This is a genomic window from Skermania sp. ID1734 (genome assembly GCF_007489285.1).
Taxonomy (GTDB): Bacteria; Actinomycetota; Actinomycetes; order Mycobacteriales; family Mycobacteriaceae; genus ID1734.
The window spans coordinates 402,476-417,650 of the sequence record NZ_VLIY01000002.1 but is presented as its reverse complement, the minus strand read 5'-3'; the positions used below and the strand labels follow the sequence as shown (position 1 = coordinate 417,650).

The 15,175-nt window shown below is 64.8% G+C and carries 16 protein-coding genes and 1 tRNA gene; 7 read left to right on the top strand and 10 right to left on the bottom strand.

What is annotated here, in order from left to right; genetic code table 11:
* Positions 1–258 (top strand): integrase core domain-containing protein (locus tag FOS14_RS03950; RefSeq protein ID WP_143768172.1); only part of this gene is annotated, 258 nt, incomplete at its 5' end.
* Between the two features lie 485 nt (positions 259–743).
* On the top strand, positions 744–1,097 hold the full coding sequence (locus FOS14_RS03945; protein ID WP_143768932.1) for a DUF4333 domain-containing protein: 354 nt from the start codon (positions 744–746) through the stop codon (positions 1,095–1,097).
* A 152-nt stretch (positions 1,098–1,249) separates the two neighbouring features.
* On the opposite strand, the gene FOS14_RS24605 is transcribed toward FOS14_RS03945, so the two are convergent.
* From FOS14_RS24605 to FOS14_RS03925, 5 genes are all read right to left on the bottom strand, one after another.
* A complete protein-coding gene (locus tag FOS14_RS24605) occupies positions 1,250–1,396 on the bottom strand; it encodes a hypothetical protein (RefSeq protein WP_185981600.1) in 147 nt (48 codons plus the stop codon).
* A 501-nt stretch (positions 1,397–1,897) separates the two neighbouring features.
* The gene (locus tag FOS14_RS03940) at positions 1,898–2,440 is read right to left on the bottom strand and encodes a hypothetical protein (RefSeq protein ID WP_143768931.1); all 543 of its coding nucleotides are present in this window, start codon (positions 2,438–2,440) and stop codon (positions 1,898–1,900) included.
* Positions 2,441–2,501: 61 nt separating this feature from the next.
* Positions 2,502–3,113 carry a putative glycolipid-binding domain-containing protein gene (locus tag FOS14_RS03935; protein ID WP_143768930.1) on the bottom strand — a complete coding sequence of 204 codons (612 nt, stop codon included), beginning with the start codon at positions 3,111–3,113 and terminating at the stop codon, positions 2,502–2,504.
* A gap of 30 nt (positions 3,114–3,143) precedes the next feature.
* Positions 3,144–3,560 carry a tRNA (N6-threonylcarbamoyladenosine(37)-N6)-methyltransferase TrmO gene (gene tsaA / locus FOS14_RS03930; RefSeq protein WP_143768929.1) on the bottom strand — a complete coding sequence of 139 codons (417 nt, stop codon included), beginning with the start codon at positions 3,558–3,560 and terminating at the stop codon, positions 3,144–3,146.
* 829 nt (positions 3,561–4,389) lie between these two features.
* Positions 4,390–4,475 (bottom strand) — tRNA-Leu (locus tag FOS14_RS03925).
* 299 nt (positions 4,476–4,774) lie between these two features.
* On the opposite strand from FOS14_RS03925, the gene FOS14_RS03920 reads away from it, so the two are divergent.
* Both FOS14_RS03920 and FOS14_RS03915 read left to right on the top strand, forming a co-directional pair.
* Positions 4,775–6,127: a M20/M25/M40 family metallo-hydrolase gene (locus tag FOS14_RS03920; protein ID WP_143768928.1), complete on the top strand. Its 1,353-nt coding sequence runs from the start codon at positions 4,775–4,777 to the stop codon at positions 6,125–6,127.
* Between the two features lie 18 nt (positions 6,128–6,145).
* The gene (locus FOS14_RS03915; protein WP_143768927.1) at positions 6,146–6,673 is read left to right on the top strand and encodes a YbhB/YbcL family Raf kinase inhibitor-like protein; all 528 of its coding nucleotides are present in this window, start codon (positions 6,146–6,148) and stop codon (positions 6,671–6,673) included.
* Positions 6,674–6,677: 4 nt separating this feature from the next.
* Here the strand turns inward: FOS14_RS03915 and FOS14_RS03910 are convergent, their stop codons facing one another.
* The 4 genes from FOS14_RS03910 to FOS14_RS03895 form a co-directional block, all read right to left on the bottom strand.
* Positions 6,678–8,507 (bottom strand): long-chain fatty acid--CoA ligase, encoded by a 1,830-nt coding sequence (locus FOS14_RS03910; protein WP_143768926.1) that lies wholly within the window; start codon positions 8,505–8,507, stop codon positions 6,678–6,680.
* Between the two features lie 72 nt (positions 8,508–8,579).
* Positions 8,580–9,650, bottom strand: a complete 1,071-nt coding sequence (locus FOS14_RS03905; protein WP_143768925.1) for a quinone-dependent dihydroorotate dehydrogenase — start codon at positions 9,648–9,650, stop codon at positions 8,580–8,582.
* Positions 9,651–9,658: 8 nt separating this feature from the next.
* Complete coding sequence (locus FOS14_RS03900) at positions 9,659–9,943, bottom strand: DUF5703 family protein (protein ID WP_255450045.1); 285 nt, start codon at positions 9,941–9,943, stop codon at positions 9,659–9,661.
* Positions 9,943–10,956, bottom strand: coding sequence for a YncE family protein (locus FOS14_RS03895; protein ID WP_255450044.1), 1,014 nt, complete (start codon positions 10,954–10,956; stop codon positions 9,943–9,945). Before FOS14_RS03895 ends, FOS14_RS03900 begins: the two co-directional genes overlap by 1 nt.
* A gap of 192 nt (positions 10,957–11,148) precedes the next feature.
* Here FOS14_RS03895 and FOS14_RS03890 point away from each other — a divergent pair, with 192 nt between their 5' ends.
* The 3 genes from FOS14_RS03890 to FOS14_RS03880 all read left to right on the top strand — a co-directional run bounded on the left by FOS14_RS03890 (position 11,149) and on the right by FOS14_RS03880 (position 14,207).
* Positions 11,149–11,526 (top strand): hypothetical protein, encoded by a 378-nt coding sequence (locus FOS14_RS03890; protein ID WP_143768924.1) that lies wholly within the window; start codon positions 11,149–11,151, stop codon positions 11,524–11,526.
* Positions 11,527–11,569: 43 nt separating this feature from the next.
* A complete protein-coding gene (locus FOS14_RS03885) occupies positions 11,570–12,085 on the top strand; it encodes a hypothetical protein (RefSeq protein ID WP_255450043.1) in 516 nt (171 codons plus the stop codon).
* A 70-nt stretch (positions 12,086–12,155) separates the two neighbouring features.
* The gene (locus FOS14_RS03880; RefSeq protein ID WP_255450042.1) at positions 12,156–14,207 is read left to right on the top strand and encodes an MMPL family transporter; all 2,052 of its coding nucleotides are present in this window, start codon (positions 12,156–12,158) and stop codon (positions 14,205–14,207) included.
* Here the strand turns inward: FOS14_RS03880 and FOS14_RS03875 are convergent.
* Positions 14,197–15,123 carry an aldo/keto reductase gene (locus tag FOS14_RS03875; protein WP_143768983.1) on the bottom strand — a complete coding sequence of 309 codons (927 nt, stop codon included), beginning with the start codon at positions 15,121–15,123 and terminating at the stop codon, positions 14,197–14,199. The two genes, FOS14_RS03880 and FOS14_RS03875, sit on opposite strands and share 11 nt — an antisense overlap.
* Positions 15,124–15,175: the final 52 nt, after the last annotated feature.

The window sequence follows — 15,175 nt, the reverse complement described above, 5'->3', positions numbered from 1 at the left end:
CTGTCGCACAACGGTTTACACGGATCGATGGGACGTGTCGGTGCGTGCGGCGACAACGCCGCCATGGAATCGTTTTTCGCCCTTCTGCAACGCAACGTGCTCGACCGGCAGCGCTGGTCAACTCGAGCCGAACTTCGCCTGGCGATCGTGTCCTGGATCGAGCGGACCTACCACCGACGCCGTAGGCAACGCGCGCTGGGCAGGCTCACCCCGATAGAGTTCGAACTGCTCCACACAGCAGTCGCAACCGCGGCCTGAAATTCACACCCCGCGAGCCAACTGAACTCGGGGCAGTCCCGTATGCACGTCGTGCCCAGCTACGAAGGGCTTCAAGAGTGCGAAGAGTTCATTGGCCGCGTGCGAGTGGCGGAGCGTCGGAGTCCCTCAGCGCCACCGGCTTTAGTAACCGCGCCATCCTGAAGTGGCGTGACCGTCGTTTTGGCCGCCGGCGACGCGGTCGCGAGCGGTGCCGATCACAGCTGCAAACCCAGCAATCGCCAGCGGCAGCAACGCTGTTATGAGGTGCCAGTACATGTGAGTCCTTGATGTCCTTTGCGTACTCCATGTCGAGGACATAGTGACCACAATGCTGAGGCGCGCGGACGGCTGCCGCTATACACCCGAGGGTTCGAAAAACATCCCCGCGGGGCGCGGCCCTCCGATGTGGTGAAAAGCGATCACGTGCGAATTATCGGGTGTTAGACCGATGCGGACCTGCACGGTGACACGGTAGAAATCCTTCCATGAACCCAACTTTCGAGCATGATCTGCACGCGAGTCGACACCCCTTCCGGCTGGCGTCGACAAAGAAGACCGCCGCATTCGCCGCGCCCGCCGTCGTATCGGCATTGCTCCTCGCGAGCTGCAGCGCCACGATAAAACCCGAGGGAGCGGCGAAGTCGGTTGTCGACGTCGTGTCACGGCAGACCGGCTTTCACCCGAGCGACGTGGAATGCCCCTCCGGCGTGAAGGCGAAGGTCGGCACGGAATTCGACTGTCACTTCACCGGACCCGACGGCCCATACACCGCACACATGCGGATCACCAAGATCGACGGTGATGACGTTCAGTTCGATGTCGAGTCTCGGCGCAGTTGAGCCGACCCGCTGATGCTGGAGTATTCGAGCTGTCGCCGGACAGATCGACCGGCAAACGACCGAATAGCGCCGCTAACCAACCGTGCCATCAGTTGTAACGCATAGCATCTGACGCGGACGGGTCGTCTCACACGCCGCCCCAGCCGCCGCCGTCAACCAGCCGAGAAGAGGAACGCGGTATCTCCGACCCGATCGTCTACTACCAGTACCGCGCCGATCGTGCGCCGCGCACGTCGCGCGGCCGCGACGAGCAGGTCTCCGAATCCGAAAAGGCGTTTGCGGGAAAGATTTTCGGTCATACGTAACCGCTACATTCAATTCACCGGCCCCACGAAAACAGGAAACCAGCGACCGGGAGTGCCGACCCCGAGCTCTGGCAGATCGAGAAACGCGGTCGGCCAGAAGCGCGGCCGCGGCCCAAGGGGCTGGCGGCCGGGACCTGGATGTGGCTGCGCGGTGAGACGGCTTGCTTGCCCTCGCTCATGCTGCGATGAATCCTGGCGAGTCGATCGGCTGGGTCGTTGCCGTGCTCGGTGTCGTCTCTCGTGCGCCGCCTGACCGGCACCGGTGCAACGAGCCCGCGTGCGGGCAGTGCGTTGTGGTCGCTGAAGTGGTGCGCAGTGCAACCGGCCACATCGCCAAGACGATGTCGTTGAGCGCATCCTCTCGAAAAGCCGATTCCGACAACGATTCCGGTCGACAGACATAGGGGGACCGAGACTCCTCGACTCACCCAGGCCCGCACTAGGTCCACATGTCGCAGCTAGGACACGGCGGTGCCGGTTATTGCGGAGAGCTGTTTAACCGTGACTCGGGCGGTGACCGGCGCCGTGTCCGCGTCGCTGACGTCGGTCAGCGTGGTGGTCGCCCCCGCGCAGGCGGTGGCGACGTCGTCTACGTGCCCGCCGATATTCGGATTCCGCGTCCACCCATGCGCCCCGAATCCGGAAGAGCTTGGCGCGCTCGAGATGTACCTGCGCAAGCGCGGCGGTCTCACCCATCGCCTGACGGCGTTGTTCGGCCGAACTCAATTCGTTCAGCGCATCATCGAAGTGGCCGTGAAAACGCAGCAACTGGGCGCGGTGAATCGCACGCTGCCCGGTGAACGCGAGCAGGCCAGGCTGATCGTCGCACCATCCGGTCAGCGCCTTCGTCCACTGTTCGACCCCGGCCCAGGTCCGCAATCGACTGACAGGCCTCGATGAGCGCGCAGAACACATGTCCTGCGACGATGGGCGAAACCCCTCGTCGATGAGTGTCAGCATTGCTTCGTCGAGAATCGCCAGGCCTTCGGCGACCCGACCGGAGACGATCGCCAACCGTCCCTGTGCGGTCAGACCCATCGCGATCAGGTCGGGGTCACCGAAACCTTTCCCGACGGCATAGATGATCGGTGCCTTTTCATCATGCGCTGCGTGTTGCGATACCGGGATAGTCGAGCACAAGCCCGGCCGCGTCCATGACGACAACGCAACCGAAGCCGAAACTAGCTGCCGTGTAGTGATATCGGTATGACCCGGCCTCGGCGGGTAAGCGCCGATAGGTCTGGTCGAGGTGCTCGACGTCAAGCGTTGCCGCCCGCACATACACCGCGGGCGTATCCACAAGGATGCCGAGATCGGGGTACAGCCGGTGGAGAGGCAGGGTGTTGGTCATGGCAGACGATTCGAGATCAATGTCGAGGCAGCAATCCATTTCGGCGCTGTGGCGGCCGTTGACGCGCCAGCGGCCGTGCCCGTCAGCATCGATCACCGTGCGGCGCGACCCATAATCCGACAGGCTGGTCACTTCAACGCGCCGCGTCACCCACTGATTGTCGACATCAATGGCGTAGCGGACGTGCCACAACCCTCCGCCCTCGACGGCACTGGTGGCGCCGCGGATCGAAACCCCTTGGGCTGTGGGGTGAAACCAGGCGACTTCGAAACCGTCCCCACCGTGGTGGTGGCGCCACGCCGCCGAGGTCGGTAGGTCGTCGAACCGCGTCGGCGACGATTGCCGGCCGGGTGAGGTCACGGTGACTCCTTGTCCGAGTTGTGCGCGTCTTCAGCGCTGGCCGGGTGGTTGCAGCACCGGCTTGAGGTCGAGAATCGGTGTGCCATCGATCGCTTCGACGCCAGAAACTCGGAGGCATGTCCCGTCGACGGCCATAACCTGGGCGGTGTGCAACCCGATCGGATTGGGCCGGTGCGGGGATCTGGTCGCAAAGACGCCCAACTGTGCGCGCGTGGGGTCACCGCGGGGATGCACCGCCCGCAAGCTGCGGTCGCCGCGGTGCAACCAGGTCACCACCACAACGCTGTCACCGATGCCGATGCCATACAGTGCCGCAGCCATGTCCTGATCGAGGACCAGCCGACACTCCGGCGCTCCTTCGTCGCCCTGACACGGCGCCGCGGCCGGATCGGTCAGGGGCGATTCGACGATCCCGATGGGGCGCAAGGTAATCGGTGCTGGCGTCATCGGTTACCTCCACTCGATTGTGTTGTCACATCATCGTCGTGATCTGAAAGCCGGTGAGGCGGTTCGGGTCGAAAATCATCTCGATCGCGGTGATCAGGTAGCGCCAGTGTGCATGCGCCGCCTGGCGCGGCTGGCCAATTGTTCGACGCAGCAGGGGAGCGGTCGAGTGCCGCGCCGATGCCGTCGAAAGCCACCGCGAACAGATCGTGCATCGAATGCGACGCGCTCGGCTGGGTTGAGTGTGTCGAGCGCGACCAACAACACCAGTCCGACCGAATGGGGCAGGATCGATTCCTGCTCCGGATCGCGCGCGCCTTCGTTGATGTAGCGATGCTTCGTATAGAGAAGACTTTTCGGACGCGGTTAGCATGCGACCCGATACGGCAACAGCCTTCAGGTGCTTGTGCGGCTGCTCGAACCTCCCCGTCACCTTGTTGATGTCGTTCAGCGCGCTTCCTTCCGCGGAGGTCCGTCATAAGGGTGGCGAACCGGCTCGGGCAGAGGTGACACGAAGAGAAACCCATAAGCGCCCGCATCCGAACCGTCATCTTTCCGGTCAGCGACCTCGACCAGGCCAAGGCGGTGTTCGCCGCTGTCCTCGGCGCCGCACCCGTATTGGATCAGCCCTTTTACGTGCAGTTCCGCGCCGATGGTCAAGATATTTCAGAAAGAGCGGCGCAGCGCTGGCTGATGAACTGGGCGACATCGCTGAGGTCCTGAACCGCACCGACAGGGCGGAGCTGGAAGCGCTGCGGCTGGAACTGATCCACGACGCGACCTCGAAAATCGCCGAGGCGGCGATCCGGCCATCCGGTAGGTTTAGCAAGCGTGTCCGAGGGGGGACTTGAACCCCCACGCCCGTTAATAGGGCACTAGCACCTCAAGCTAGCGCGTCTGCCATTCCGCCACTCGGACATGGTTGCTGTGCAGGCAACCACTGCGCGCGTGCGCTGCGCGCTGAGCAAGGTTATCCGATTTGCCTCCGCCGCCAAAATCCGGCCCGGTTGGTCGCCGCGGACCTCGCGCCCGCCGCCAAGAACCCGCCCGGCATGAACCGCTCCAAGAGCGAAATCTGTGGCGGACGACGCGCCTAGGCCACGTTTCACCTCAGTAACTAGAGCACCGTGCGGCAAGGAGCACCACCGAAACGCCGCCAGAACCCGCGTTTGCGCGGACTACCCGTAATCGCAACCGTGCGGTGGTAGGAAAGTGGAGTGCCCAACCAACCACACCGCAGCGACGGAACCGAATCTCCGGCTGAAGCGGAGGTTGTGGACCTGGTTAGCAGCCTGATCAGATTCGATACGTCCAACACTGGTGAACTCGAAACCACCACGGGCGAGCGGGAATGCGCGGAATGGGTGGCCCAGCAACTCGCGGAAGTCGGCTACGAAACCGAGTACGTCGAGTCCGGCGCTCCTGGTCGCGGCAATGTTTTCGCCCGCCTGAAGGGCCGCGACAGCCGCGCGTTGTTGATCCACGGCCACCTCGACGTTGTTCCGGCCGAGCCAGCGGATTGGAGCGTGCATCCGTTCGCGGGTGCGGTCGAGGACGGCTACGTATGGGGGCGCGGTGCCATCGACATGAAGGACATGGTCGGCATGACGCTGGCGTTGGCCCGCCAGTTCAAGCGCAACGGCACCGTGCCTCCGCGCGACCTGGTGTTCGCGTTTCTCGCCGACGAGGAGGCCGGCGGCAAGTACGGCTCGCACTGGCTGGTCGAACACCGTCCCGACCTGTTCGACGGCGTCACCGAGGCAGTGGGGGAGGTCGGTGGCTTCTCGCTCACCGTGCCGACGCGCGATGGCGGCGAGCGGCGCCTCTACCTCGTCGAGACGGCCGAAAAGGGCATCGCCTGGATGCGACTGACAGTGAAGGCGCGCGCCGGTCACGGCTCGTTCCTGCATCCCGACAACGCGGTGACCATGCTGTCGGAGGCGGTCGCCCGGCTGGGACGGCACACGTTTCCACTTGTACCCACCGACGCAGTCGTCGACTTCCTCGCCGCAGTTTCCGAGGAAACCGGCCTCGAATTCGACACGGCCTCACCTGATTTCGACGGAATGCTGGCCAAACTCGGCGGAATTTCCCGAATTATCGGCGCCACGCTGCGCGACACCGCCAACCCCACGATGCTGCGCGCGGGTTACAAGGCCAACGTGATTCCACAATCGGCCGAAGCAGTCGTCGATTGCCGCGTGGTGCCGGGCCGGCAGGCCGAATTCGAGCGCGAAGTGGACGAGTTGATCGGCCCGGACGTCGAGCGCGAGTGGATCACCAAACTGGAACCGTATGAAACGACGTTCGACGGCCACCTCGTCGATGCGATGAACGACGCGCTGCTCGCACATGATCCGCACGCGCGCACGGTCCCGTACCTCCTATCCGGAGGAACCGATGCAAAAGCGTTCGCCAAGTTGGGAATTCGCTGCTTCGGGTTCTCGCCGCTGCAACTGCCGGCCAATCTCGATTTTGCGGCTCTGTTCCACGGCGTGGACGAGCGGGTGCCGGTCGATGCTTTGAAATTCGGCACTCGGGTACTCGAACACTTTCTGCTCCACAGCTGAATAGGAAAGGAATCGCCAATGCCCTACAACCCGTACGACGCGCTTCCGCAACTACCGACGTTCGAGGTGACGTCGGCCGACATCACCGACGGTCAGCCGCTGAAGAAGGAACAAGTCAGCGGGATGATGGGGGCCGGCGGCCACGACATCTCACCGCAACTCTCGTGGTCCGGATTTCCGTCCGAGACAAAGAGTTTCGCGGTGACCGTCTACGATCCCGATGCGCCCACCGGCTCGGGGTTTTGGCATTGGGCGGTCATCGATATTCCGGCGAGCACCACAAGCCTCGAGTCGGGGGCAGGAGATGCCGAGGGCACCGGGTTGCCGCACCCGGCCAAGCAGCTCGAAAACGATGCTCGGGTACGGCAGTTCGTAGGCGCGGCCCCGCCGCCCGGGCACGGCCCGCACCGCTACTTCGTCGCCGTGCACGCCGTCGATACCGAATCACTCGGGCTGCCACCCGACGCGACCCCCGCCTACCTCGGCTTCAATCTCTTCTCGCACGCAATCGCGCGGGCATACATCGTCGGCACTTACGAGCAGTAGCGATTTAGCGAACGTCGACCACCGGGTCCGCCGCCCGTGGGGCGTAGAGCGAACCGATCGTATCCGCGTACTTCTCGGCGATCGGCTTGCGCTTGAGCTTCATGGTCGGCGTCAACTCGACGCCTCCCGGCTCCCACGCACTGTCGGTGATCACGAACCGCTTGATCTGCTCCACTCGCGAAAGCTTCGAGTTCCCTTTTCGAATGGCCGCAGCGACCTCCTCACGGACCTCCGGACGGGAAGCCAGCGCGGCGATGTCCGCGTCAGGAAGACCGAGCGATTTGGCGCGAGCGGTCGCGGCATCGGCGTCGAGGGCGATCAGGGCGGCGACGTAAGGGCGGTTGTCGCCGATCGCGACTGCTTGACCGATCAGTGACGACGCCGCCTTCATCGCGTTCTCGATGTTGGTGGGGGACATGTTCTTTCCGGCCTCGTTGATGATCAACTCTTTCTTGCGGTCGATGATCCGCAGGTTGCCCTCGTCATCGATGGTGCCGATATCGCCGGTGGCCAGCCACCCCTCCGCGTCGAGCGCCTCGGCCGTCTTCTCGGGCGCGTTCCGATAGCCGCGCATCACTGCGGCACCGCGGATGAAGATCTCGCCGTCGGCGCCGAGTTTCAACTCCAGACCCGGCAGAGCCTTACCGACCGTGCCGATCTTCGCATTATCCCGATCCGTGAGCGTCGTTCCGCCGCAGGACTCCGACATGCCCCACACTTCCTGCACCGGAATACCAATGGCCAGGAAGAACTCGAGCACCTCGGCCGGGATCGCCGAGGCTCCGGAGATCGCCAGCTTCACCTGGTCCAGGCCGAGCGCGTGACGGACCTTCGACAGCACCAGTGCATCGGCGATCTTGTGCTGAATCGTCAGGGCCAGCCCTTGCGGGCGGCCATCAACCGCGCGGCGCGCGGCCCGCTTACCGACGCCGAGCGCCCAGTCGGCCAGAGCCTTCTTGACCGGGCTGGATTCTTCGGCGAGTTTCGCCTCGATCCCGGTTCGGACCTTCTGCCAGACCCGCGGCACACCGAAAAAGATGGTCGGACGCGTATCGGGCAATGCCGAGGCGATTTCACGTGGATCGATCACGCAGGTGATCTGAATCCCGCGGACCAGATTCGCCGCATGCGCCGACACCCGATCCGCCACGTGCGCGGCGGGCAGGTACGACGCGATCCGGTCGTCGAATCCGACGTCGAGATACTCGGCCAGCGCGACCAATTCAGCGATGAGATTGCGGTGGGTCAACTCGACGCCCTTGGGCGGTCCGGTCGTTCCCGAGGTGTAGATCAGGGTGGCCAGATCGGCCGGTTCGACGGCCCGCCAGCTGGCCTCGAAGTCGAAGTCGGGCGCAGGATCGGCCTCGACATCCGCGAGCGTCAACGCGCCATCGGATCGACCGTCGATGACAATGACGTGTTCCACTTCGCTTGTGGCCGCTTGTATTTGAGGTAGGAACAGCTGCTCGGTGACGACGACTCGATTGCCGGCATTCCCGAACACGTAGCTGATCTGCTCAGGCGAACTGGTGTTGTAGATGGAGAATGGCGTCGCGCCCAGGTGCAGCACGGCCGTGTCGACGAGATGAAACTCCGGTCGGTTGCGCAGCATGATGCCAACCGTGTCGCCGCGTCCGACGCCCAATCTGGCGAGCCCCGCCGCGATCGCGCGAACTCGGTTGGCGTATTCGCCCCAGGTAACCGTCTCGACATCCCCCGGAGTCCGCAGGGCCACGGCGTCCGGCCGCAAGCGCGCCGTCTCCTGAAATGCCTCGACGAGGGTGCGGACCGGTGTCCCGGACATGTGCGGAAAGGCGATATCGACGTCTGTCATGGCCGGCTCCTCGGATGACGCAGCTGGATACCCGTTCGAGTATGGGTGGTTTGTCCGAATCTAGCCAGGTGTTCAGGCGTGCGCGCCCGCACCGACCGCATCCGCGATCGAGGCGAACCCGCCCTCACGCAGTTTGCGCGCGATGCCGCGGTGCAGGTTGCGCACCCAGAACGGACCGCCGTAGATGAAACCGGTATAGCCCTGTAGCAACGACGCGCCGGCCAAGATCCGCTCCCACGCCTGATCGACGGTTTCGATACCGCCGACGGAAATCAGCACGATCCGACCGCCGACCCGCTCGTGCAGGCGCCGCAAAATTTCCAGCGAGCGCGCAGCCAACGGGTGCCCCGACAGTCCGCCCGCACCGATCTCGGTGACGAGTTCGGCCGGCGTGCGCAGTCCGTCGCGCAAGACAGTGGTGTTGGTCGCGACGATGCCGGCCAGACAGAGCTCGACAGCCAGATCCGCAACAGCATCGATGTCGTCATCGGAGAGGTCCGGCGCGATTTTCACCAAGACGGGAACACTGACGACCTCGAGGATTGCGGTCAGCAGCGGCCGCAAGGCCTCGACGCTCTGCAGGTCTCGCAGCCCGGGGGTGTTGGGCGAGCTGACGTTGACCACCAGGAAGTCGGCGAGTGGACCCAACAGACGGGCACTGGCCACGTAGTCCGCCGCGGCCTCGGCGGCGGGCACGATCTTGGTCTTGCCGATGTTGGCGCCGATCGGAATCTCACCGCGCCGTTGCCAGAGATGCGTTGCCGCGTTGCCGGCGCCGTAGTTGTTGAAACCCATCCGGTTGACGAGCGCCCGATCGGCGGTGAGCCGAAATAGTCGCGGCGCGGGATTACCGGGTTGCGGCCGCGCCGTCACCGTGCCGACTTCGGCGAAGCCGAACCCCAGCGGTGCCCAGACATCGACGCCGCGGGCGTCCTTGTCGAAACCGGCGGCCAACCCGACCGGCGCTGGAAAATCGACGCCGAACACCGTGTTTCGCAGTACCGGATCATCGACCACCAACGCCTTCGCCAGCAGGAACCGCAACGGTGGGATCCGCGTTGCCAGGCGCATGACCCCAAAAGCAATGCGGTGGATGCGCTCCGGTGGCACCAGGAACATGAGCTTGAGTAGCAGCGCGTACACGTGGCTCCTCAGATACCGGGCGACGGTGTCGCCGGCCCCGACCAATGTTCGGAACCGTCCTCGCCTCGAAGTTTGCGGCGTTTGAGCAGCACCCGACGGCTCCCATCGTTGTACAGGCGAACTCTGGACAGTTCCCACCCACCGAACTCGGCCTGAATCGCCAGGCGCATGGACGCGCTGACCCTCGTCACGTCCGGCGGCAGTCGCAGCGGCACGTAGTCGAACTCGTCGGAGGCGTCATCGGCCGACAACGCCTCCCACTCCGGGGGTAATTTCGTGCGCCGAATCGACATCAGCGGCCTTCCTGTAAAGCGATCCGTTGCAAGCCCCCGCCCGTCGCCGAACCGACCAGGACATCACCGTTGCCCGGATCGACAGCCACCGAATTGGGCTGCTGCACAGTCGGATAGCGAGCCACCTCGCGTGGCATGCCGCTGGCGAGGTCATACCCGACCACCTCGTTCGACGCGCTGAGCGTTAGCCAGACGAGGTTGTGGTGGTCGTCGTAGGTCACCGCATACGGCGCACCCGGTACGGGGAAGCGCTGCCGCAAAATAAGGGGTCCAGCGGTGTAGACCAGCAGTTCGTTCCCGGCGGTATCGGTGACGAGGATCCGGCCGTAATGATCGGTCGCGAGATTGGTCGCACCGTCGCCGGCCCGCAGTGACAGTCCGAGCTTTCCAGCGTCGAGGTCGTACTCGGTCAACGACGTCTGCCGCCGATCCAGCGCACTCAGATGGGACCCGGTCACGGCGAGCGCATCCACGGAGGCGAGCCCCGAGATTCGCTGCGGCGAGCTGCCATCCGTCGAGTAGACGTAAAGCTCGCCCTGATCTGTTCCTACGGCCAGACGATCACCCGGTAAGACGGCGGCGGCCGTGGCGTCTCCCGAGACATCCACCACCTTCGTCGTCGCATGCGCCAGATCGACACGTACCACGCTGCGGCCGACGGTGACCAAAGCTTCGCCGGGGTTGCCCGGGCTCAACGACGTCGCGACGCCGGGCAGATGGATCACCCTCGGCGTCGTTCCCGGGGAGCGCAGGTTCAACAACTCGAGCTCTGTGCCGTCGCCAAGCACGGCAACGGCCGCCGCAGCGGCCGAATCGGTGATCAAAGCGCGGATCGGTGCGCTAGCCACGACCTGGCCGGCAGGTGCGGTGGTGACCGCTGGCGACTTGGCTGGAGTGGCGGGCTGGATTGTCTGGATGCCTGCCCCGCTAGACCCCGACGAGCAGCCGGTAAGCGTGACCAACGCACATGCCGCTGCCGCCAGCACGGCGCGTCGACGCACGCTTGCTCCCACGCTAATGCCTCCTCGAAAGCCAGTCACCGGATCGACGGCCCGTACACAATTAAATCCGATCACATGTCACCGACAGGTTCAGCCACTCGCTCACGGGTACCACCACCGGTGCGCGGCACACCGGGTTACGGTGTCATGGTCTTGGCGAGTCTGCTCGCCATCGATCGCCCGAAGAGTCAAGGAGTGCACGGAATGGATGGCGAAAGCGAGCCAGAGACAAGCACTTCCGCTATCGCCGAGGCTGGCGGCGAGTTCGCAGTGGAGGGGGTCTCCGTCGGCGCCTACGCGAATGGTTTCGGACGCACCGCGGACGGCTTGCCGTTCGCCTTCCGCATTGTCAACCGCGCTTTACGCGTCGAGATCTATCGGGACGGAATCGACTCCGACGTGCCGGAACCGGCGGATCTGGTGGCCGTAGCGCACGCCCCGATCACCGACGTGGATCTCACAGACGAACGCAGTATCGTCGCTATGGTGCGAGACGCGGTCGATGCCGCCGAACCGGTGAATACGACCTCCGGCTACGCAACGGTCCGGGCCATGCTCAACCGCCTCGGTTCGGTGCTGTAGTCGACCGAGGGGGTCATCGACCACAACAGCGTTAAGGAGAACTGTGCAACGACGGCGCGTCCTCATGGCCGGGTGCTGCGTGTCGGCGGCCCTGTGGGCAGGCGCGTGCAGTTCGACGACTCAGCAGGTTCTACCCTCCACGACGGCCGAACCGACCGCCCAATCAGCGGCGCAAGCGGTCGCGCCGGCACAGATCCCGCCCATTCCCACCGCGGCCCAGCTCGATGCCACGCTGAAGTCCGCATTGAACCCGGGCCTGCCCGACGACGCGCGGGTGGCGCTGATCCAGGACGGCGAGGCGTTCCGGTCGAGCATTCCGGACCTCTACAAGGCCATGCACGACAACCCGAACGCAAAATATTGGGTGGTAGACCCGGTTTTCGACAATCACGACGGAACGATCACCGCCACCTTCAAACTGGACAAGGATGGCACTGGCACGGCAATCCGGACCGCGACCGTGCATTTCATCGCCATCGATGGAAAGTGGAAGATTGCGCGAACCGACCTCTGTGGCATCTTGCGATCAGCGAACTACCGCACCGCCGCCTGCGGCTGATCGTTCGCCGGCACCCGGTTCGCGGGCGTTCCTGGCCTTCGGGCGAGGGGTCTATCGGTTCCGGTATGTCGTGCTGGTCGGTTTTGTGCTCTTCACTGCGTTGTGCGGCCTCTATGGCCGCGATTTGCCGGGCCGACTCAGCCAAGAGGGCTGGTTCGACGAGAGTAGCCAGTCGGTGCGCGGATCGATCATCGCCGACAACACTTTCGGGCGCGACACCGACAGCGACGTCATTGCGCTCTACACGGCCCCGCCCGGACACACGGTCGACGACCCGGCAATCCGCGAGGCGGCCATCACGACGTTCGACCGGCTCCGGCGCGAACAGGCCGACCACATTCTCAAGATTGACAGTTACTGGGACAGCCCGTTCGCGTCGAGTTTTGCTGACGTTTCCAAGCGACACGCGTTTGCCAGCATCGGCCTGCGCGGCGCGGGCACACAAACCCTCGCCGACTATCAGGCAATCCAGGACAAGCTCAATATCCCCGGTATGACAGTGCAATTGGCAGGTCTGCAGCCAATTGTGAACGCGCTCAACCAAGGCATGCAGCGCGATATCCGGCGCGCGGAGATCATTGCACTCCCGCTGGTGGCGGTGCTGTTGTTCTTCGTTTTCGGCGGGGTGGTGGCCGCGCTGTTGCCGGTGGTGATCGGCGGCCTGACGATCCTGGGTTCGCAGGGCATCGTCCGGTTCCTCACCACGTTGATCGACGTCAATGCCTTTGCCAGCGCCGTGATCACGCTGATCAGCCTCGGTCTGGCGGTCGACTACGGGCTGTTCGCGGTCACCCGATTCCGCGAGGAACTCGCGTCTGGCCGCACCCCGGAAGAAGCGGTCGCGCGGACGGTCGCGACTGCCGGGCGCACGATCGTGTTCTCGGCGCTGATCATCGTTGTTTCGTTGGGCGCCTTGCTGATCTATCCGTACGGCGTGCTGCGATCGGTGCCCTACGGCGCCATCAGTTCCGTCGCTCTTGCCGCCCTGCTCTCGGTAACGGTGTTGCCGGCGCTGTTGGGCATCCTCGGGACCCGCGTCGATGCGTTCGCCTGGCGGCGACGCATCGCCACCAAGACGGTCGCCCAGATCGACGCCGGGCTGTTTTCCCGAACTGCACGCTGGGCCATGCGCCATCCGGTGCTGCTTGCGACACCGATCATCGTCGTCCTGTTGCTGCTCATCATTCCGTTCCGCAACATCGAATTCGGCGGACTCAGTGCCAACTACCTGGCGCCGGGTAATCCCGCCCGCGAGGCTCAGCACAGCTTCGACAGACTGTTTCCGCAGTACCGCACCGAGCCGCTGCGATTGGTAGTCGTTGGCGCCAGCAACGACCAACTCGGCACCATTCGAACGGAAGCGAGCGCCGTGCCGGGGCTCACCGGTCCGTTCGACCCGGCGTCGGAAACCAAAAACGGCGTGAATGTTCTGGAAGCGGGACTGCAAAACCCCGACTACGCGGACGCGGTGATTTCGGCGCTGCGGTCAATTCCGGAACCGCCGGGAGTGCAGATCATGGTGGCCGGCGTGCCCGCGCTCGAGCGTGACTCGATTCACGGACTGATCGACCGGCTTCCGCTGCTGTTGGCGATCCTCGTTGCTACGACGACGCTGCTGATCTTCGCCGCGTTCGGTTCGCTGGTGTTGGCAGCCAAGGCCATCGTGATGAGCGGTCTGAGCCTGGCTGCCACGCTGGGCGTGCTCACCTGGATGTTCGTCGAGGGTCACGGTGGGGGACTGCTGAACTACACGCCGGGACCGCTGATGTTCGCGGCCCTGGTCCTGATCGTCGTTGTCGTCTTCGGGCTTTCCACCGACTACGAGATTTTTCTGCTGTCGCGGATGGTCGAGGCGCACGACGGCGGCGCGGACACGCCGGAGTCGATCCGCTACGGCATCGCCCACACGGGCGGGGTCATCACCGCCGCGGCGTCGATACTGATCGTCGTCTGCGGCGCTTTCGGATTCTCGGACCTCGTGCTGATGAAGTACATCGCGTTCGGCATGATCGGCGCGCTTGTGTTGGATGCCACCGTGATTCGATTGCTGCTCGTACCCGCGATCATGCGTCTGCTGGGGGAGGCGTGCTGGTGGCCGGGGAAGCGTAGGTTCAGGCGCTGACGTCGTCGAGGGCAGCCGAGATCGCCCTGGGCAACTCCAATTCTTCGGCGGCGAGCACCCCCGTCAGCTGGGCCAGGTCACGAGCGCCGACGATCGCGCTCGACACCCCGGGCCGATCGCGCACCCAGGCCAGCGCCACCGCCAAGGGCGAGGTGCCCAGCCCGTCGGCCGCAGTCACGACCGCGTCGACCACCCGGGTGCCCCGGTCGGTGAGGTGCACGTGCACATCCCCGGCGCGGAACTCGTCCGCGCCACGCGAATCCGCGGGAACGCCGTTGCGATATTTGCCGGTGAGTATCCCGCCGGCCAGCGGTGTCGATGCGCAGATGCCGACACCGTGATGGAGTGCGGCCGGGGCCAGTTCTGCCTCCGCGCTGCGCTCCAGCAACGAATACTCCGCCTGAACCGCGGTGAGCGGGACGCTTGCCGCCAGGGTCGCCAGTTGCCAGCCGGTGTAGCCGCGCGCACCCACGTACCGCGCCCGTCCGCTCGACAGCGCGTGCTGCAGCGTTGCGGCCACCTCGTCGATGGGCGTCAACTCGTCCCACATGGCGACCTGCCAGATGTCGAGGTGGTCGGTGTCGAGTTCGCGCAGCGTCTCGTCGAGTTGGCGCAGTAAGCCGCGCCGGGAACAGTCGACCCGGTCCGGCCCCACGCTGGCCGGTTCGATTCCGGAGCTGCCGGTGAGCACCAACACGTCGCGCGGCACAACGTCACCGAGGAGTTCGGCCAGGATTCGTTGTGACTTTCCGCCGCTGTAGGCCGGTGAGGTGTCGATGAGCGTCCCGCCCGCCTCGACGAACGCCAACAGTTGCGCGGCAGCCTCGTCGCCATCGGTTTCCCGGCCCCAAGTGAGGGTGCCCAGGCCGATGCGCGAGACCCGCAGACCGCTGCCCCCGACCGATCGCTGCTTCATCACCGGGTCAGCGTAGTGGGCATGGGCGGTGAGCAGCGACCGCGACACCGCT